Annotated in this window: 18 protein-coding genes; 10 read left to right on the top strand and 8 right to left on the bottom strand. The window is 62.0% G+C overall.

Features of this window, described 5'->3' with window-relative positions; genetic code table 11:
- The first annotated feature begins 43 nt into the window (after positions 1-43).
- From DLM45_RS16030 to rsmA, 3 genes are read left to right on the top strand one after another with little or no spacing between them, the layout of a single operon-like run.
- Entirely contained in the window at positions 44-1,363 is a 1,320-nt protein-coding gene (locus DLM45_RS16030; RefSeq protein ID WP_181338067.1) for a SurA N-terminal domain-containing protein, read from the top strand.
- A 1-nt stretch (position 1,364) separates the two neighbouring features.
- Positions 1,365-2,411: a 4-hydroxythreonine-4-phosphate dehydrogenase PdxA gene (gene pdxA, locus DLM45_RS16025; RefSeq protein WP_181338066.1), complete on the top strand. Its 1,047-nt coding sequence runs from the start codon at positions 1,365-1,367 to the stop codon at positions 2,409-2,411.
- Positions 2,408-3,271 (top strand): 16S rRNA (adenine(1518)-N(6)/adenine(1519)-N(6))-dimethyltransferase RsmA, encoded by an 864-nt coding sequence (gene rsmA / locus DLM45_RS16020; RefSeq protein ID WP_181338065.1) that lies wholly within the window; start codon positions 2,408-2,410, stop codon positions 3,269-3,271. The genes pdxA and rsmA overlap by 4 nt, the downstream gene beginning before the upstream one ends.
- 196 nt (positions 3,272-3,467) lie before the next feature.
- Here the strand turns inward: rsmA and gmk are convergent, their stop codons facing one another.
- The 7 genes from gmk to fabD form a co-directional block, all read right to left on the bottom strand.
- On the bottom strand, positions 3,468-4,145 hold the full coding sequence (gene gmk / locus DLM45_RS16015) for a guanylate kinase (RefSeq protein ID WP_181338064.1): 678 nt from the start codon (positions 4,143-4,145) through the stop codon (positions 3,468-3,470).
- Position 4,146: 1 nt separating this feature from the next.
- A complete protein-coding gene (locus DLM45_RS16010; RefSeq protein WP_181338063.1) occupies positions 4,147-5,037 on the bottom strand; it encodes a YicC/YloC family endoribonuclease in 891 nt (296 codons plus the stop codon).
- A gap of 101 nt (positions 5,038-5,138) precedes the next feature.
- Positions 5,139-6,524: an endolytic transglycosylase MltG gene (mltG, locus tag DLM45_RS16005; RefSeq protein WP_181338062.1), complete on the bottom strand. Its 1,386-nt coding sequence runs from the start codon at positions 6,522-6,524 to the stop codon at positions 5,139-5,141.
- A gap of 136 nt (positions 6,525-6,660) precedes the next feature.
- A complete protein-coding gene (fabF, locus tag DLM45_RS16000) occupies positions 6,661-7,923 on the bottom strand; it encodes a beta-ketoacyl-ACP synthase II (RefSeq protein WP_181338061.1) in 1,263 nt (420 codons plus the stop codon).
- A gap of 137 nt (positions 7,924-8,060) precedes the next feature.
- Positions 8,061-8,303, bottom strand: a complete 243-nt coding sequence (locus DLM45_RS15995) for an acyl carrier protein (RefSeq protein ID WP_013215676.1) — start codon at positions 8,301-8,303, stop codon at positions 8,061-8,063.
- Positions 8,304-8,705: 402 nt separating this feature from the next.
- Complete coding sequence (gene fabG / locus DLM45_RS15990; RefSeq protein ID WP_181338060.1) at positions 8,706-9,452, bottom strand: 3-oxoacyl-[acyl-carrier-protein] reductase; 747 nt, start codon at positions 9,450-9,452, stop codon at positions 8,706-8,708.
- A gap of 10 nt (positions 9,453-9,462) precedes the next feature.
- The gene (gene fabD, locus DLM45_RS15985; protein ID WP_181338059.1) at positions 9,463-10,410 is read right to left on the bottom strand and encodes an ACP S-malonyltransferase; all 948 of its coding nucleotides are present in this window, start codon (positions 10,408-10,410) and stop codon (positions 9,463-9,465) included.
- A 384-nt stretch (positions 10,411-10,794) separates the two neighbouring features.
- On the opposite strand from fabD, the gene DLM45_RS15980 reads away from it, so the two are divergent.
- On the top strand, positions 10,795-11,619 hold the full coding sequence (locus DLM45_RS15980) for a slipin family protein (protein WP_181338058.1): 825 nt from the start codon (positions 10,795-10,797) through the stop codon (positions 11,617-11,619).
- Positions 11,620-11,626: 7 nt separating this feature from the next.
- Here the strand turns inward: DLM45_RS15980 and DLM45_RS15975 are convergent, their stop codons facing one another.
- A complete protein-coding gene (locus tag DLM45_RS15975; RefSeq protein ID WP_181338057.1) occupies positions 11,627-11,869 on the bottom strand; it encodes a hypothetical protein in 243 nt (80 codons plus the stop codon).
- A gap of 390 nt (positions 11,870-12,259) precedes the next feature.
- On the opposite strand from DLM45_RS15975, the gene rpsF reads away from it, so the two are divergent.
- The 6 genes from rpsF (at position 12,260) to alr (ending at position 17,604) form a co-directional block, all read left to right on the top strand.
- Positions 12,260-12,793 carry a 30S ribosomal protein S6 gene (gene rpsF, locus DLM45_RS15970; RefSeq protein ID WP_181338056.1) on the top strand — a complete coding sequence of 178 codons (534 nt, stop codon included), beginning with the start codon at positions 12,260-12,262 and terminating at the stop codon, positions 12,791-12,793.
- 3 nt (positions 12,794-12,796) lie between these two features.
- A complete protein-coding gene (gene rpsR / locus DLM45_RS15965; protein WP_181338055.1) occupies positions 12,797-13,051 on the top strand; it encodes a 30S ribosomal protein S18 in 255 nt (84 codons plus the stop codon).
- Positions 13,052-13,190: 139 nt separating this feature from the next.
- Positions 13,191-14,141 carry a DUF2232 domain-containing protein gene (locus DLM45_RS15960; RefSeq protein ID WP_181338054.1) on the top strand — a complete coding sequence of 317 codons (951 nt, stop codon included), beginning with the start codon at positions 13,191-13,193 and terminating at the stop codon, positions 14,139-14,141.
- A 39-nt stretch (positions 14,142-14,180) separates the two neighbouring features.
- The gene (gene rplI, locus DLM45_RS15955; protein WP_181338053.1) at positions 14,181-14,762 is read left to right on the top strand and encodes a 50S ribosomal protein L9; all 582 of its coding nucleotides are present in this window, start codon (positions 14,181-14,183) and stop codon (positions 14,760-14,762) included.
- 164 nt (positions 14,763-14,926) lie between these two features.
- Positions 14,927-16,435 carry a replicative DNA helicase gene (locus DLM45_RS15950; protein WP_181338052.1) on the top strand — a complete coding sequence of 503 codons (1,509 nt, stop codon included), beginning with the start codon at positions 14,927-14,929 and terminating at the stop codon, positions 16,433-16,435.
- An 11-nt stretch (positions 16,436-16,446) separates the two neighbouring features.
- Positions 16,447-17,604 (top strand): alanine racemase, encoded by a 1,158-nt coding sequence (gene alr, locus DLM45_RS15945; RefSeq protein ID WP_343062329.1) that lies wholly within the window; start codon positions 16,447-16,449, stop codon positions 17,602-17,604.
- Positions 17,605-17,606 lie beyond the last annotated feature (2 nt).

Genomic DNA, 17,606 nt, shown 5'->3' with positions numbered 1-17,606 from the left:
ACTACGGCCTAGCGACTCGGGGACCCATTGGACGCCACTTCGGATGCCGAACCTGTACACACACTCGACCATTTTGCGCTCCGTGCGCCTGCTCGCATTGGCAGCCGCGCTGCCGTCCGCCCTGATGCTGGCGTCCGCGCCGGTATCGGCTCAAGGCGGCACCGTCGCCGTCACGGGTGATGGCTCGGGCTCGTTTCTTCGCCCCTCTGTCGGCGGCGACACGAAGGACATGGAAGCGACGCCGAAAGACAAGAAAGCTGGCAAGGCATCCAAAGCTAAGAAAGGCACAGAGACCGCAAGTCGTGACGCTGGCATGGACTCCATGTCCGGTGATCACGCCATCACCGCCCTCGTCAACGATGAGCCGGTAACCGGTTTCGAAGTCGACCGCCGCGCCATGATGCTCGGCGGCGCCAGCGTGCAGCAGCAGGCGAAGTCGAACTTCGAAGCGATCGTCAAGAATCCCAAAACATCTGAGCGCCTGAAGGCCATTCTCAACGAAGTCGTCGAAGCCAATCAGGGCAAGTCGCGCGATGAGATCATCGCCATCTTCGAACGGCGCAAAAAAGAATTCGGCATGAGCATGCAGCGCCAGGCACTCGAAAACGCGCGCAAGACGGCGTTGCCTGCGGTGAAGAAACAGGCTCTCGAAGAGCTGATCGACGAAAAGCTGAAACTGCAGGAAGCTAAGAAGCAGAGCGTTGCGATTGAAGATGCCGAGGTGGACCGCGTCATCACCGGTATCGCCCAGCGCAATAAGATGACGATGGAGCAGTTTGCGCAGCAGCTTGGCGGGTCCATCGATCCGATGAAGAACCGCATCCGTGCGGCGCTATCCTGGAACGAAGTCGTCCGCCGCCGCTTCGGGCCGCTGATCAATATCAATAATAGAGACGTCGACAAGATGGTCGCCAGCGCGAGCGGCGCCGCACAGCAAGATACTGAGTTGCAGATTCAGCGTATCAGCATCACGCTGCCGAAGAAGATGGAAGAACACGGCGTCGCGCAGCGCCTGCAGGACGCGGAAAAAATCCGCTCGCGCTTCACAGATTGCAAATCGACGGCAACCGCCGCAACCGGCGTCGCGGGCGCGAAGTTCGAACAGCTCGGCAAGCGCCGCACATCGTCGATCCCCGAACCCACACGCACCCTCCTGCTCAACGCACACGATGGCGAAATGCTGCCGCCGAGCGTCGAGGAAGGCGAGGTCCAGCTTTGGGTCGTGTGCGGCCGCGATGCCGTCGCGGGCGATGCGGATGCGCGCACCAAAGTCGAAGGCGAGCTGAAGCAGAAAGAATTCGAAGTGATGGCCCAGCGCTATCTCAAGGATCTGCGGGAAGACGCACACATCGAGTACCGCTAGCATGACCGCTCCTCGTGCGGAGGCTGCCAGTCCGCTCGCCCTGACAATGGGTGATCCCGCCGGTATCGGCCCGGAGATCGCGATGGAGGCGTGGCGCGTCCGCGAAACGTCCGACGTGCCGCCATTCGCGCTTTACGCCGATCCCAAACTGATCGCGACGACAGCCGACCGACTGACGACGCGAATACCGGTTCGCATCGTGCCGAATGCTGCCGCTGCTGCAGCGGTCTTTGCCAAGGCCCTCCCCGTCGTCGAAGTGCCGCTCGCAGTCAGCGCCGTTCCGGGCACGCCCGACGTTAAAAACGGCCCAGCGACGATCCAATCCATCAAGCGCGCCGTGGCGGACGTTGCGGCCGGTCGAGCTGGCGCCGTCGTCACGAACCCCATAGCGAAGGCCGTGTTGTATGAGGCGGGCTTCAAGCACGCAGGCCACACCGAATATCTCGGCGAACTGGCGCAAGACCACTGGCCCGGCAAACCCGCCGACCCGGTGATGATGCTTGCCTCTCCCGAGCTTCGGGTCGTTCCTGTCACCATCCACGTCGCACTGAAAGACGTGCCCGTGTTGTTGACGACCGAGAAGATCGTAGCCGTTGCGCGCATCACCGCTGCCGCGCTGAAGAGCGATTTCGGTATTCACGCACCGCGGATCGTCCTGACCGGACTCAATCCACATGCGGGCGAGAACGGCGCGCTGGGCCTCGAAGATCGCGACGTCGTCAAACCGGCCGTAGACGCCTTGCGCGCGGAAGGACTGAACGTCACCGGCCCACATTCCGCTGACACACTGTTCCACGCCGCGGCACGCCGAAACTACGACGCGGCGATCGCGATGTATCACGATCAGGCGCTCATCCCGATCAAGACGCTGTCGTTCGACGAAGGCGTCAACGTTACGCTCGGTCTTCCTTTCGTGCGCACGTCGCCGGATCATGGCACCGCGTTCGGCATCGCTGGAAAAGGCAGGGCATCTGCGGCGAGCCTGATCGCAGCGCTACAGCTGGCTGGCGAAATGGTTGAACGTCGGCAATTTGCCGGGTCGACATGAGCACCGCGACACCGGACGGCCTTCCCCCGCTACGCGACGTCATCGAGCGCCACGAACTGCGCGCGAAAAAATCGCTCGGCCAGAATTTTCTGCTCGACCTCAATCTGACGCGCAAGATTGCCCGCCTTGCAGGCAGCTTGGACGACCGCACGATTATCGAAGTCGGCCCCGGCCCCGGCGGGCTGACGCGCGCCCTTCTTATGGAAGGCGCCAAACGCATCGTTGCCGTTGAGCGGGACAGCCGTTGCCTCCCGGCGCTTGAAGACATATCGCGCGCGTATCCCGGCCGTCTCGAAGTTGAAGCTGCGGATGCCCTCGCAGTCGATTGGCTTCGCCTCATCGGCGAAGAGCGTCCCGTCACGATTGCCGCCAATCTTCCTTACGGCATTGCATCCGCGCTTCTCGTCGGTTGGCTCGAAACGGATCCCTGGCCGCCGTGGTTCGATCGCATGGTGCTGATGTTCCAGCGCGAGGTTGCAGAACGCATCGTAGCGGCGCCGAACAGCAAAGCATACGGACGGCTCTCGGTGCTGTCGCAATGGCGGACCGAGCCGCGGATCGCACTACATCTGTCGCCCGAGGCCTTCACGCCGCCGCCGAAGGTGTCCTCGGCCGTTGTCGAGTTCCGGCCGCGCGAACGCCCGGAGCCCGCCTGCCGCGTTGAAACGCTGTCGCGCGTAACGGCATCCGCCTTCGGTCAGCGCCGCAAGATGCTGCGCTCGAGCCTCAAGCAACTGACGCCGATGGCGGAAATCCTGTTGCGCGAAGCAGGCATCGCACCCGAACGCAGGGCGGAAGATCTCTCTGTCGCGGAATTCGCGCACCTCGCCGCCATCTTCGACCGCGGCGAACTCGCATAAGCCTCCGAGTTGGCTCACCCCTTCCGTCATCCTCGGCCGAATGAGCGAAGCGAATGTGGGCCGGGGATCCAGCGTGAGACTCGGCGAAGCCGTTCCTTCGTCTTCAGGGCTGTTCAGCCGAACGTTTTCGCGCATTCGACGCGACTGCGTCGCGCTCGAGCGAGGATGACGGGCGCACCGCCTCGCAATCAAAAAACTAAAGCACGCTCTGCATGTCGCGAACGAATTCGGAAAGTCCGAGCAACCGCGCCCGCTTGAGACGCTCCGCCGTCAGGATCGATTGCGCCGCTATCACACTCTGCGCCAGATCCGAATTGACGAGCACGTAATCGTACTCCGGCCAGTGGCTGAGTTCGGACGCAGCCGCTGCCATGCGTCGCGCAACGACCTCCGCCGAATCCTGCGCGCGCGTCTTCAAACGATCCTCGAGAACGTGCCCCGAAGGCGGCAGAACGAACACGCGCACCACGTCGCCCGGAAGTTTCTCGGAAAGCTGCTGCGCGCCCTGCCAGTCGATATCGAAGAGAACGTCCTCTCCCGCAGCGATGGCCTTTTCGACGGGTTCCCGCGGCGTGCCGTAATGATTGTCGAACACGCGCGCCCATTCGAGCAGGTCGCCGCGTTCGCGCATGATTTCGAAGCGGTCCCGATCGACGAAATGATAATCGACGCCGTCGCGCTCGCCCGGCCGCGGCGAACGCGTCGTGATAGAGACGGACATCGTGATCCCTCGTGCCGTCGCAAGGAGCTTGCGGGCCAGCGTCGTCTTCCCTGCGCCGGAGGGTGACGAGATGATGTACAAAAGTCCGCGGCGCGCGATGTGCGGTTCGCTCAATTCGGAGCCCTCAGGCGAATCTGGTGCGCGTGTGCTCATGCTATTCGACGTTCTGAACCTGTTCGCGGAATTGATCGATAACCGTCTTGAGCTGCAAACCGAGCCGCGTGACGTCGACGGCATTCGCCTTCGAGCATAGCGTATTGGCCTCGCGGTTGAACTCCTGCGCGAGAAAGTCGAGTTTTCGCCCAACCGATCCGCGTTCCTGAAGAATTTCGCGCGCGGCCGCAACGTGCGCGGCGAGCCGCTGCAGTTCCTCTTCGACATCGGCGCGCGTGGCGATCAAAACGGCTTCCTGATGCAGCCTCTCCTGATCGAGAGTAGCAGTTGTATCCACGAGGCGCGCGATGGCGTCGCGAAGCCGTCCCATGATCGCTTCCGGCGTGCGCGACGGAGACACACGGACACTCGCGGCAAGCTGATCGATCTGCGCAATCTGGTCCGTGATCACCGTCTGCAGCCGCGCGCCCTCCCCGCGCCGTGCTTCGGCAAGCTTGTCGAGGGCTGTCTCCAGGCTCTGCAGCAGCGAAGCCTCGCGACGCTGGCGCGCGCCCGCATCTTCCACCGTTTGGTCAGACGTTTCGAGAACGCCCTTGATCATCAGGAGCTGCGCCGCATCCGGCCGCGTCGCGCCGCTCAATTCCGTCACGCGTTCTGCGGCCTTGATGACGTCCGCTAATACTGCTTCGTTCAGGCGGAAAGCACCGTTGGCCTGCTGCTTTTCGATGGTGAGCGTCACCGAGATATTGCCGCGTGTAAGTCGCTTGCTGACAGCTTCGCGGGCCGCAATCTCGATAGGTTCAAAGCCCGGCGGCAGACGCAGCCGCACATCGAGGCCGCGGCCGTTGACGCTGCGGGCTTCCCAGGTCCAGGCCACACCTTCGCCGCTGCCGTCCGCGCGGGCAAAGCCTGTCATGCTGGAAATTGTCATTACGTATGCATCCCGCCTTGTTGAAGGCGGGCAACTTAGCGGGTCAGCGGCCGAACGCCAACCCAAGGGCCAATTCAAGGAATTGCCGTCCGTAGACTGTTTTACGGCTTCTTGGGTTTGCGCACTGGCAAGGGCACGCCGCCGGAAGCGCGAGGCTCGGTATCGGAAGCGTCATCGTCAGGTGACGCATCGGCCTGGCTGCCAGCGTCAGAGGCGTTCGAGTGGCCCGATGAGCTAGCCTTGGCCGTCTTCGAGCCCTTTACAGGCGCAACTGCGGGAGCCGGCGCATCCCCAGCGCTCGGCGGAATGGGCGCGGCGTTGCTGTTCGCATCGGAGCTCAGCTTCTCTCGCGCCTGCTTCTCGACGGCGCGCCACTTCTGAACCGCCGAGTTATGATCCTTCAGCGTTTCGGAGAACGCATGTCCGCCCGTACCGTCCGCTACGAAGTAAAGCTCGTTCGTCTTGGCCGGTTTGAGACCTGCTTCCAGCGATGATTTTCCCGGATTGCAGATCGGCCCGGGCGGCAGACCGTTGATCTGATATGTGTTGTATGGCGACTTTGCATCGATATCGGCCCGCGTGATGCCGCGACCAAGAACGCCTTGCGTACCGACGATTCCGTAGATGATCGTCGGGTCGGACTGCAGCCGCATCCCTTTGCGGAGACGATTATAGAACACGCCAGCAACCCGCTCGCGTTCATCCGCACGTCCCGTCTCCTTCTCGACGATCGACGCGAACGTCACCAATTCCTTTTCCGAACGGATCGGCAAATCCGGATCGCGCGTTTCCCAAAGAGCGCTGAGCGCCTTCTGCATCTCGCCCTGCATGCGGTCGATGATTTCCTGCCGCGAAGCGCCCTTCGAATAATAGTAGGTGTCGGGCAGCAGCGTCCCCTCTTCCGGGATCATCGCGATCTCGCCGGTGAGGTTCGGATCGGCGCGCAAGCGCTCAACGATCTGTCCGCTCGTCAACCCTTCGGGCAGCGTTGTTTTGTAAAGGATCGACTTGCCTTCCGAGAGCGTATCGATCACGTCGCGCATCGACGCGTGCTCTTTTATTTGATACTCGCCCGCCTTCAGCTCCGAATTCTTGCGATGGCTGACAAAGCCTTGCAGCAGATGGCCTCCAACGAACGTCCAGCGGTTGGTGATGATGCCCTCGCGCTCGAGCCGTTCGGCGATCGCGATGCGGCCTTCGCCCTTCGGAATGATAACGGTCCGCACCTCTGTGAGCGGTCCGGGGCTTTCGTACTGATTGAAAATCACGAACGCGGTGCCGCCGATGATCAGCATGCCCACCAGCGCAATCGTCAGCACACCGCTTATGACATGCACAAATCCGGAAACGACGCGTGACGGTTCGCGCGCGTCAAGCCCGCGCGGCCGGCTGGGAGCGCGGCCAGGCGCAAGGCGTTCTGCGGGGCTGCGCGCACCTGCGGTCCGGGCCGTTCTGGTCGCGTCCGGGCGCCTTCGATTTTGACTCATGATACCGCGAGCATTGTCCCTTGAAGAAGCGGCTCGGCGTGCTGGGGGCAGCCCCTCAGCCGTGTCTCTTCATCGTCCGCCCCCTACCAAGGACGCTCACCGGAAATTGTGGCAAAAACGCGAGTTTCGCACTCGACTAGTCAGCGCGAGCGAAAACAAGGCATGCATTGGTGCCGCCAAACCCAAATGAGTTGGAAAGCACGACATTGATGTCACGCTTCTTCGGGGTGTGCGGCACGAGATCGATGGGCGTCTCCACCGACGGATTGTCGAGATTGAGCGTCGCCGGAGCAATGTTATCACGCATTGCCAGCACCGAGAAAATGGCTTCGACGGCACCAGCCGCGCCGAGCAGATGCCCGATCGCAGATTTGGTCGAGGAGACCGTGAGGTCGTTCGCAGCATTGCCGAACAAACGCTCGATTGCCTTGAGCTCGATCTCGTCGCCCATCGGCGTCGACGTGCCGTGCGCGTTCACGTAATCGATCTGACTGGGCAAAACGTTCGCCCGCTTCAGTGCCGTCGTCATGCACCGGTACGCACCGTCACCGTCTTCGGCTGGCGCCGTGATGTGGAAAGCGTCCGCCGACATGCCGTAGCCGACGACCTCCGCATAAATCTTGGCGCCGCGCGCCTTCGCGTGCTCATAGCTCTCGAGCACGACGATGCCCGAACCTTCGCCCATGACGAACCCGTCGCGATCCTTGTCGTACGGACGCGATGCCTTCGTAGGCTGGTCATTGAAGCCGGTCGAGAGCGCACGGCATGCTGCGAAGCCCGCCATCGCGATTCGGCAAATGGGGCTCTCAGCGCCGCCTGCCACCATCACGTCGGCGTCGTCGAGCGCGATGATGCGCGCTGCGTCGCCGATAGCGTGCGTGCCGGTTGCGCACGCCGTCACAACCGCATTGTTCGGTCCGCGCAGGTTATGTTTGATCGAGACGTAGCCACCCGCAAGATTGATGAGGCGTCCGGGAATGAAGAACGGCGAGACGCGGCGCGGGCCCTTCTCCTTGAGCAAGAGCGACGTATCCGCAATGCCTGAGAGCCCGCCAATGCCCGAGCCGATCAATACGCCCGCGCGTTCCTGCGCTTCCGAAGTGTCGAGCTTCAAGCCTGCGTCTGCAATCGCCTGATCGGCCGCCGCAACGGCATAGATGATGAAGTCATCGACCTTGCGCTGTTCCTTCGGCTCCATCCAATCGTCGGCATTGAATTTGCCTTCGGATGTTGCGCCGCGCGGAACGAAATTGGCGATCTGGCAGGTGATGTCGGAGACTTCGAATTCTTCGATCCGCCGCGCGCCGTTGTGCCCGGCAAGCAGGTTAGACCAAGCGGCTTCGACGCCACATCCAACCGGTGTGACGAGACCCAATCCGGTAATAACGACACGTCGCATGCGAGCTTCTTGTGTTGTGTTGCTAATGAATGGCCGTCGTGGATCGGGCAGCTGAAGGGGGCCGGTCACCCAGCCCCCTTCTGATCCGGTCCGAGGCGCGCACGCGCGCCAAATTCTTGCGGATGAACGAGGGGCCGTTAGGCCGCGCTTGCGTTCTTTTCGAGAAACTTCACGGCATCGCCGACCGTCAGGATGTGCTCAGCAGCATCATCCGGAATTTCGCAGCCGAATTCTTCTTCAAACGCCATCACGAGTTCAACAGTATCCAAGCTGTCTGCGCCAAGATCATCGATGAAGCTGGCGTTGTCGGTGACCTTGTCGGCCTCGACCCCAAGATGCTCCACGACAATTTTCTTCACGCGCTCTGCCACATCGCTCATCGTCTATCCTCGTGTCTTTCTATCTATTTTTTGGCGCGCCTTATTGGCCCGCCTGTTTGCTCAGCTCAACCGTGACCGGACAGACGCTAGGCTCTCGGCCTACGAAAAGTCTAGCCTGTTCGGTTAAGACGCTCGCCTCATTGTAGAGTGTAATCTTTTATCCTGACGCCGTAGCGTGAGTCTCACGCCGAGGCACCGCAATGCCTTCCGCTGCGCCGGTTTGTCCCCAGCTTCGCGCGTCCCGGAAGCGTTGTATGCCCGCCCCAAAACCGTGGTGTCGTTAACACACTTCACCTGCCTTGCAAAGCTCACGGTGACGCACCCGAACGCAGTTTCATGCCGCTCCTGAAATGCAAAGAAGTCTGGAGTTATCGGCGTTTACCATGCCCAGCGCATTCGCCCTTAGACCATCGCCATACCGCCGTTGATGTGCAGCGTTTGGCCGGTGATGTAGCCGCCCTCGTTAGACGCGAGATAGAGACAACCTGCCGCGACATCCATGGGCTCGCCGAATCTCTGCGCTGGGATGATTTGCGCGATCTCGCCCTTTTGCTTGTCCGTCAGAACATCGGTCATCGACGTCTTGATAAAGCCCGGCGCAATCGAATTCGCCGTAATGCCGCGCGAAGCGACCTCGCGCGCCAGCGATTTCGTCATGCCGATAATACCGGCCTTCGAAGCTGCATAGTTGCCCTGGCCAGGATTGCCGAAAACGCCCGACACCGAAGCGATGTTGATGATGCGGCCATATCCGGTCTTTGAACGCATCATGTGGCGCGACGCGGCGCGGCACAGCATGAACGTCGACGTCAGGTTGACGGCGATGACGTCGTCCCACTGGTCGTCCTTCATCACCATGAACAGGTTGTCTTTGGTGAGACCCGCGTTGTTGACGAGAATATCGAGACGCCCGCCGAGCGCTTTCACCGCTTCGTCGATGAGCTTCGCGACGCCCGCCCGATCGGCGAGATCGCAAGGCAGCACGTGAACGCGGTCGCCCAGTTCTTTGGCCAGCGTGTCGAGCGCTTCAACCTTGCGGCCCGAAATGGCGACCGTTGCGCCGGCCTTGTGAAACACGCGAGCGATCTCCGCGCCAAGTCCGCCGCTGGCGCCTGTCACGAGCGCCGTCTTACCAGTCAAGTCGAACATCAATGTCTCCTTAGGACGTAAGCGCGGCGAGCGCCGCGTCGATATCGGTGGGTAGGCCAATGCTGACAGCGTTCGCCGTCGGTGCCGTTCGTTTCACGAGACCAGCGAGCACCTTGCCCGCGCCGATCTCATAGAAGTCCGTGACGCCAAGCGCGCTCATCGCAGCAACACATTCGCGCCAGCGAACACGCTGCGTGACCTGCTCGATCAGCCGCTTTTTAATTTCCTCAGGGTCGCTGAGCGGAGCCGCCAATACGTTCGCGACGACCGGCACGACCGGCGTATTGACTTTGACTGAGGCGAGCGCTTCCGCCATCGCGTCGGCAGCAGGTTGCATCAGCGCGCAATGGAAGGGCGCGGATACAGGCAGCGGAACCGCGCGGCGCACGCCGTGAGCTTTACCGATCTCCGCCACGCGATCGATCGCCGTCTTGTGACCCGAAAGCACGACCTGCGTCGGCTCGTTGTCATTAGCGACATCGCAGACATCGCCCTGCGCCGCTTCAGCCGCGACTTTCTCCGCAACATCGACGCCGACGCCAAGTAGCGCCGCCATGCCGCCCAAGCCGACGGGAACGGCCTTCTGCATCGCACGTCCGCGCAGTCGCAACAGCCGCGCCGCGTCACCGAGCGAAAATGCCCCGGCCGCTGCAAGAGCTGAGTATTCGCCGAGCGAATGACCGGCCACGAATGAGACAGTCTTCCCCAGCGACACGCCTCGCTCCGCTTCAAGAGCGCGAACCACCGCCATCGAGACAGCCATCAGCGCCGGTTGCGCGTTCTCGGTTAGCGTGAGTGTTTCCTTCGGGCCTTCCCAGATCAGCGCCGAAAGCTTTTCGCCCAGCGCATCATCGACCTCTTCGAAGACCGCCCGCGCGGAAGGAAATGCGTCGGCGAGAGCCTTGCCCATACCAACGTCCTGGCTGCCCTGACCGGGAAAAACGAATGCGCGTGCCATGTGGTCCTGGAATATGAGTGGGTTTAATGAGGAATGCTGCCGATCTCGACTGCGCCGGTAATTCCCGGGCGTCGGTCGCGGACTTAGTTCACGGCCGTCCGCTCGCTGTCAAGTTTCCGCCGGCACAATGCCGCGCCTTGGCCCTCGCGCCGCCCGACCGCCCATGCTAACCGTCTCGAACCGCTTGGTGTGGCTGCGGAGAGGCCGTAGGTCTCTTGTTTGCAGGGGTTTGCCGGCGGTCTCGGGCCATTGACCTGATCCAGAACCGGCTCTTCCGGAGCCAGCCGAAAGGCAACCGTCACGCCGCCCTGCGGGCTCGTCTTCGGACGGTCGCCCCCGTGTCGTGACCGTGGCGCCGGAAGAGCTTCTTTTAAAGGACTGCGGATGCTCGCGGACGATCCCTATATTTCGGCGATTGTTGTGTTCCTCGTCGCGCTGGCGATCATCCTCGCGATGCAGGCCTGGAAGACGTTCGCAGGCGCGGCGAATATCGTTTCCGAAACAGAGCGCGGCGTTCTCTACAAGCACGGCTTGTTCGTGCGTGAGGTCGGCCCCGGGCGCTACTGGAATTTTCCAGGCACGGTTCTGAAGCGGTTGACCGTCAACGAAATGGCGATCACCGTTCCCTCGCAGGAGGTGATGAGCCAGGACCGCTTGCCGATCCGCCTCAGCGCCATCGCGATCATCAAGGTGCGCGACCCCCGCAAAGCGCTGGAAGCCAGTTCCGACGGCTATTATTCGGCAGTCTATCGCACGCTTCAGCTTGCGCTGCGCGATCTCGCGGCCGAAGCCCCGCTCGAAGGATTGTTGGACCAGCGCGCGTCTCTCGATGAGCGCTTGACGGAAAAGGCGCGCGCGGGCTGCGAGGAGCAGGGTTGCGAGCTGGTGCGCGCCAATGTGCGTGATGTGATGATGCCCGCCGAAATCCGCCGGATCGCGACGGAAACGGTGCGCGCCCGGCTCGAGGCGCAGGCCCAGCTCGAACGCGCACGCGGCGAGCAGGCGTCATTGCGCGCGCTGAACAACGCGGCGCGGCTTCTGAAAGACAATCCGGAGTTGATGAACCTGCGTATCCTGCAGACGATGACAGCAGGCGCCGGAAAAACGCCGCCCACGCTGGTTCTGCAGGGCGGCGCCGGATTATTACCCATTCGCGCCGCAACTCCCGGCCCAGCGGACGGCGGCGACGTAACGAACGAGGAAAGCTGAAGCGGCGTTAATCGACCGCTTCGACTTCGCACAACTCGCCATCGATCAGGTCGAACAGCACTTCTGCGCCTGTTTCTTCCGCTGCGGCGAGCGCTTCGACGAGATCTTCGTCGATCGGCGCGACCTTCAGCGTTGCCGGATCAGCGTCAGAGCCCAGTTCTTCCATCGTTGCTTCGCCTTCGGCGCGAGCGTCTTCCTCGCTGTCCTCGACGGCCCAGATCGTTTCCTCTGTATAGGCTGCATACTTCATGTGGGTTCTCTCCCTCGACGCGCCGATGGAAATGGAATCGGCTCAGTCGCGCCCATAGGCCATGATTCCCCCGGCTTGCGCATGCTCCTCCGAGCCACGTTCACGGAGAAATTCGACGCCCCCGGCAAATGGCCGCCCCGCCAGCGCTTGCCGGGGGGCGCAAATCCTGTATAAGGCCCACTTCCCGCTCCGGTTGGAGGCTGAACGGGGGCTTGGGTTGCATCCGCTATTTGGATTGCAGGCCAGGAGGCTAACCGCCGCCCCCCAGTGTCTTCTCCTAATGGGAACCAGATCGGCCTTTCTCGGCCCGATTGGGGCTTTGCACCGGAGCTAGGAACGTATCGCGCCTCCAAAGGACGATGCGTCAACTCGAACCGAAAGGCCAACCGTATGCCGCTATACGAGCATACGTTCCTGGCACGCCAGGACGTTACCCAAGCCCAAGTCGAAGCCTTGATGAAAGAATTTCAGGGCATCATCGAAGAGGGCACGGGCAAGATCAGCAAGCAGGAATACTGGGGTCTCAAGAACCTCGCATTCAAGATCAAGAAGAACCGCAAAGCTCACTTTGCTTTCTTCAACATCGACGCGCCGCCCGCAGCCGTGACCGAAATGGAACGGCGCATGGGCCTCAACACCGACGTCATTCGTTTCATGACGATCCGCGTTGAAGATCACGAAACCGAACCCAGCATCCAGATGCGCAAGCAGGATCGCGACGAGCGCGGTGATCGTGGCGGCTTCGGCGGCCGTGGTGGCCCTCCGCGTGGTGATCGTGGCGGTTTTGGCGGTCGCGAAGGCGGCTCCACGTTCCGCTCGCGTCCCCCGCGTGAAGGCGATCGCGGTCCGCGTCCCCCGCGTGATGGAGAGGCGCCGCGCGCGCCCCGTCCTCCGCGTGATTCCAATCCTGGCTCGGAGGGCTAACCCATGGCCGAAATCGCATCAGCCGGTGGCGGCGCCCGCCGTCCTTTCCAGCGTCGTCGCAAGACCTGCCCGTTCTCGGGTGAAGGCGCTCCGAAGATTGACTACAAGGACGTTCGCACGCTCGGCCGTTACATTTCCGAGCGCGGCAAGATCGTCCCGAGCCGCATCACGGCAGTCTCCGCGAAAAAGCAGCGCGAACTCGCGCGCGCCATCAAGCGCGCCCGCTTTCTCGGCCTGCTGCCTTACGTGATCAAGTAAGCACCTACCGCACCCGGCGGCCGGCTCCCCGAAGGGGAGTCGCCGGGTGCAATCAAGATTGCGCCGCCGGGTGCAACGAAAGTTGGGTCGGAACGGGAAACCGGATCCGGCTCTAACCGCCAAGGCGGGACAGCGAGAGATGCCGACGAACGTTATCCTTTTAGCAATTGCCGCGGGCATCATGTCCGCAGTCGTCTTCGCTTCGGCGACGGCGGGCGCGATGCTGTTCCGCGTCTTGCTCTTCCTGTTGACGCCGCTCTCGCTTTACCTCGCGGGCCTCGGCCTCGGAACGGTTGCCGCAACGATCGCCGCCGTCACCGCCACGATCACGATTTTTCTGATCGCCAATCCCCTCGCCGCTGAAGTCTACGCTATCAGCACCGCGATCCCTGCCGTGATCCTGACGCGACTCGCGCAGTTGAGCCGTGGCGAGGATGAGGATCGCGAATGGTATCCAATCGGCCGCCTTGTCGTCGTCGCGGCCGCCTTCGCCGGTGTTTTCGCATCTCTCGCCATCATCCTGATGGGCGGTGACGTCGACACGCTGAGTAAGATGCTCCGCACCGTCGTTGAATCGTTCGTCAAATCGGATCTCGCGCGCCTGCCGGGTGCGCCGGAGGTCACGAGCCAGCAAATCGACGAGATCACGCAAACCACGCTGTCCACACTGCCTTGGGCGCTGGGTCTACTTGCGATGTCGACGACGCTGCTCAATCTCTGGCTCGCGGGGCGCATTACGCTCGCGTCGGGACGCCTGAAACGCCCGTGGCCCGACCTCGCCTATTTCTCGATGCCACCCAGCGCGACCCTCGTTCTGCTCGTCGCAACCGCTGTCAGCTTTACCGGCGGATTGCCCGGTCTGCTCGCAGGAGGAATTGCAGCACCTTTCCTTCTCGCGTTCGCGCTCGTTGGGCTCGGTGTCGTCCACGTACTCACGCGCAATTCGCCGTGGCAGATCTTCATTCTCACCGCGCTTTATACCGGCGCGCTCATCATCCCGCATGTCGGCTTGTTGCTCGCGCTCGGAGGCCTTGCCGAAACGATTTTTCACTATCGCCGCGCCGGTCCGCCGCCCGCAGCGCCCCATTAAAACAAACCAGAACCAAACGAACTTAAAGGAGTTGAACCCATGCAAGTTATTCTGCTTCAGCGCATCGGCCGTCTTGGTCAGATGGGCGACGTCGTCAACGTAAAAGACGGCTACGCACGCAATTTCCTTCTTCCGCAGAAGAAGGCTCTGCGCGCCAACGAAGAAAACAAGAAGGTGTTCGAAGGCCGTCGCGCTCAGCTCGAAGCCGAGAACCTCTCGCACAAGAAGGATGCGGAAACCGTTTCCGCGAAGCTCGACGGCATGAGCTTCACGCTCATCCGCGCTGCCGGCGACACCGGCCAGCTCTACGGCTCGGTCTCGACGCGCGACATCGCTGAAGTCGTCAGCGAGAACGGCTTCACCGTGAACCGTAACCAGATCATCCTCGACAAGCCGATCAAGGCTCTGGGCCTGACGGAAGCCAAGGTTCAGCTCCATCCGGAAGTTGTAAGCGCCATCACGCTCAACATCGCCCGCTCGCAGGACGAAGCCGATAAGCAGGCGCGTGGCGAGAACGTCACGGTCGTTCAGGATGAAGCGCTCGAACTCGAAACCTTCAATCCGGATGCGGAATTCGAAGACGCACGGCCGGAAGCTGAATCTGAAGGCGACGCGGCCTAAGCCAGCGTTATCGGCAGGATAACCTGCCAGAATTGTAGGGCTTGGCCGTTGCCGGATTCGCACGGCCAAGCCTTTCTACTCCATGCATGTTGATATCGGGGATGACTACCGCCTCACCCCACGTTCCCCCGAATCTCTTTCCTGAATCAGGTAGGGTCCGCCACATGGCAGACCCCGCATACCTCGCAACTGAGAAGCTCCAACAAGCTGTCTCGGCAAATGAACCGCTGACGTTCCGTCAGCCCCCCCATAACGTCGAAGCCGAGCAGGCGCTCCTTGGCGCAATCCTCGTCAACAACGAAGCGCTTGACCGCGTCTCGGGCTTCCTCTCGCCCGATCATTTCTTCGAGCCGCTTCACGGGCGAATCTTCGAAACGCTCGCAACGCTCATCCACGCGGGCAAAGTCGCGACACCCATCACCGTCAAGACGTTCTTCGAGAATGTCGAGCCGATCGATGCGTCGACGACGGTGCCGCAGTACCTCGGCCGGCTCGCCGCCAATGCGACGACGATCATCAACGCCGCCGAGTACGGCCGCACGATCTACGATCTGGCGACGCGACGCGCGCTGATCGTCATCGGCGAAGACATGGTCAACACCGCTTACGAGAGCGCGGTGGATCAGGCGCCGAAAGCGCAGATCGAGGAAGCGGAAACGCGGCTCTATTCGCTCGCGGAGCAGAACAAGTACGGCAAGGGGTTCGAGACGTTCAAATCGGCGCTCGCAACCGCCATCGAAGTCGCGAACAGCGCATTCCAGCGCGCTGGGCATCTATCGGGCGCCTCCACGGGCCTCTCCGATCTCGACAGCAAGCTCGGCGGTCTACAGCGCTCGGATCTCATCATCCTCGCGGGCCGTCCTTCGATGGGAAAAACCGCGCTCGCCACCAACATCGCCTACAACGTCGCCAAGGCATACCAGTCGGAGCGTCGTGCCGATGGCTCGACGGAAACGACCAACGGCGGCATTGTCGGCTTCTTCTCTCTTGAAATGTCGTCCGAACAGCTCGCAACGCGTATTCTCGCCGAGCAGGCGGAAATCAGTTCCGAGAAGATCCGTCGCGGCATGATCGACGAGAACGAATTCCGCAAGCTCTCCGAAGTCGCCAACGAGATGTCGCGCATCCCGCTTTACATCGACCAGACGGGCGGTATCACGATCGCGCAGCTCTCATCGCGCGCCCGAAAGCTCAAACGCCAGCACGGTCTCGACCTGATCGTCGTCGACTATTTGCAGTTGCTCGCCGGATCCAAGGGCCGCGGTGAAAACCGCGTGCAGGAAGTCACCGAAATCACCACGGGCCTGAAAGCACTCGCGAAGGAACTCGATCTGCCGATCATGGCCCTGTCGCAGCTTTCGCGTCAGGTTGAAGCGCGCGAAGACAAGCGCCCGCAGCTCTCAGACCTTCGTGAATCGGGTTCGATCGAGCAGGACGCTGACGTCGTCATGTTCGTATACCGTGAGGAATATTACGTCGAACGGACCAAGCCGAACGAAGGAACGCCCGAATTCGCTGATTGGATGACCAAGATGAGCCAGGTCTCGGGCAAGGCCGAGTGTATCATCGGCAAACAGCGTCATGGCCCGGTGGGCACGGTCGAACTGTCGTTCGAGGGTCAATTTACCCGCTTTGGCAATCTCGCACGCGATTTTATGTTGCCGCGTGATTGAACGAGCATAGCGTGGCTAGGGACGTGATGACGGTGGACGCGCGCATATCGGATCATCTGGCGGGCGCCACCGGAACGATCACGATCGACCTCGGGCGAATTGCTGCCAACTGGAAGGCGCTCGCGGACAAAGTCGCGCCTGCGCGCTGCGGCGCCGTCGTTAAAGCAAATGCGTACGGCCTCGGTGCGGATCGCGTGATACCCGCGCTGTACCGCGCGGGCTGTACGGCATTCTTCATCGCAACACCCGCTGAAGCGGAAGCCGCGCGCCTGCTTGCGCCGGATGCCGACATTTACGCACTCGATGGGCTCGTCGGGAACGCAGCGCAGATATTCGTGCGCCATAACATCCATCCCGTTCTGTCGACTCTGGACGACGTCGCCGCCTGGTCCCTCGCCGCTCGCAACCACGGCGACGCGTTGCCCGCAGCGCTGCATATCGATACCGGCCTGAACCGCCTCGGACTGCCCTCGCGTGACGTTCGCCGTCTGGCAGCCGACCCAGCGCTTCTCAGCGGCATACGCGTCGAACTGGTGATGAGCCACCTCGCATCTGCTGACGTGCCGAACGATCCAAAGAATCGCGAGCAGCTTGTCGCCTTCGGCACGCTCTCAGCACTCTTTCCGAACGTCCCGAAAAGTCTGGCCGCATCGGACGGTCTGATGCTCGGCCCCGCATATCACTTCGAAATCGTTCGACCGGGTTACGCGCTCTATGGCGGACAGGCATCCGCGGCCGACACCGCTCCCGTCGCGCCCGCCGTGACAGTTGCGGCGCGCATTCTCGCAGTCACAGCCATCGCGCCGGGCGAAACGGTCGGTTACTCGGCCACATGGCAGGCCGAACGCGCGAGCCGCATCGCAACGATTGCCGCTGGCTACGCGGACGGAATTCCGCGCTCGGCAGGATGCTCGAATGGCGAGACCGGCGGCCACGTCATCATTGGCGGACACCGCGCCCCGATCGTGGGACGTATTTCGATGGATCTGATCACCGTCGACGTGACGGATCTCCCGATCGACGCGGCAAAACCGGGCGCCTTCGCAACGCTCGTCGGGAACGGTCTGACAATCGAGGATCAGGGCTTTGCCGCGGGCACCATTGGATACGAGATCCTGACGCGCCTCGGCCCGCGCTTCACGCGCCTCTACATCGATGAGCGAACCTGACC

The organism is Hyphomicrobium methylovorum, assembly GCF_013626205.1.
Taxonomy (GTDB): Bacteria; Pseudomonadota; Alphaproteobacteria; order Rhizobiales; family Hyphomicrobiaceae; genus Hyphomicrobium_B; species Hyphomicrobium_B methylovorum.
Note: the sequence above shows the minus strand (reverse complement) of the source record. Positions and strands in the feature narration are given on the sequence as shown.

Coding starts and splice junctions, on each gene's coding strand:
- DLM45_RS15980 (WP_181338058.1), top strand. CDS start 10,795: ATGCTCGCGGACGATCCCTATATTTCGGCGATTGTTGTGTTCCTCGTC.
- gmk (WP_181338064.1), bottom strand. CDS start 4,145: ATGAGCACACGCGCACCAGATTCGCCTGAGGGCTCCGAATTGAGCGAA.
- DLM45_RS15995 (WP_013215676.1), bottom strand. CDS start 8,303: ATGAGCGATGTGGCAGAGCGCGTGAAGAAAATTGTCGTGGAGCATCTT.
- rpsR (WP_181338055.1), top strand. CDS start 12,797: ATGGCCGAAATCGCATCAGCCGGTGGCGGCGCCCGCCGTCCTTTCCAG.
- pdxA (WP_181338066.1), top strand. CDS start 1,365: ATGACCGCTCCTCGTGCGGAGGCTGCCAGTCCGCTCGCCCTGACAATG.
- DLM45_RS15960 (WP_181338054.1), top strand. CDS start 13,191: ATGCCGACGAACGTTATCCTTTTAGCAATTGCCGCGGGCATCATGTCC.
- DLM45_RS15975 (WP_181338057.1), bottom strand. CDS start 11,869: ATGAAGTATGCAGCCTATACAGAGGAAACGATCTGGGCCGTCGAGGAC.
- rplI (WP_181338053.1), top strand. CDS start 14,181: ATGCAAGTTATTCTGCTTCAGCGCATCGGCCGTCTTGGTCAGATGGGC.
- DLM45_RS15950 (WP_181338052.1), top strand. CDS start 14,927: ATGGCAGACCCCGCATACCTCGCAACTGAGAAGCTCCAACAAGCTGTC.
- fabF (WP_181338061.1), bottom strand. CDS start 7,923: ATGCGACGTGTCGTTATTACCGGATTGGGTCTCGTCACACCGGTTGGA.
- mltG (WP_181338062.1), bottom strand. CDS start 6,524: ATGAGTCAAAATCGAAGGCGCCCGGACGCGACCAGAACGGCCCGGACC.
- rpsF (WP_181338056.1), top strand. CDS start 12,260: ATGCCGCTATACGAGCATACGTTCCTGGCACGCCAGGACGTTACCCAA.
- DLM45_RS16010 (WP_181338063.1), bottom strand. CDS start 5,037: ATGACAATTTCCAGCATGACAGGCTTTGCCCGCGCGGACGGCAGCGGC.
- DLM45_RS16030 (WP_181338067.1), top strand. CDS start 44: ATGCCGAACCTGTACACACACTCGACCATTTTGCGCTCCGTGCGCCTG.
- fabD (WP_181338059.1), bottom strand. CDS start 10,410: ATGGCACGCGCATTCGTTTTTCCCGGTCAGGGCAGCCAGGACGTTGGT.
- rsmA (WP_181338065.1), top strand. CDS start 2,408: ATGAGCACCGCGACACCGGACGGCCTTCCCCCGCTACGCGACGTCATC.
- fabG (WP_181338060.1), bottom strand. CDS start 9,452: ATGTTCGACTTGACTGGTAAGACGGCGCTCGTGACAGGCGCCAGCGGC.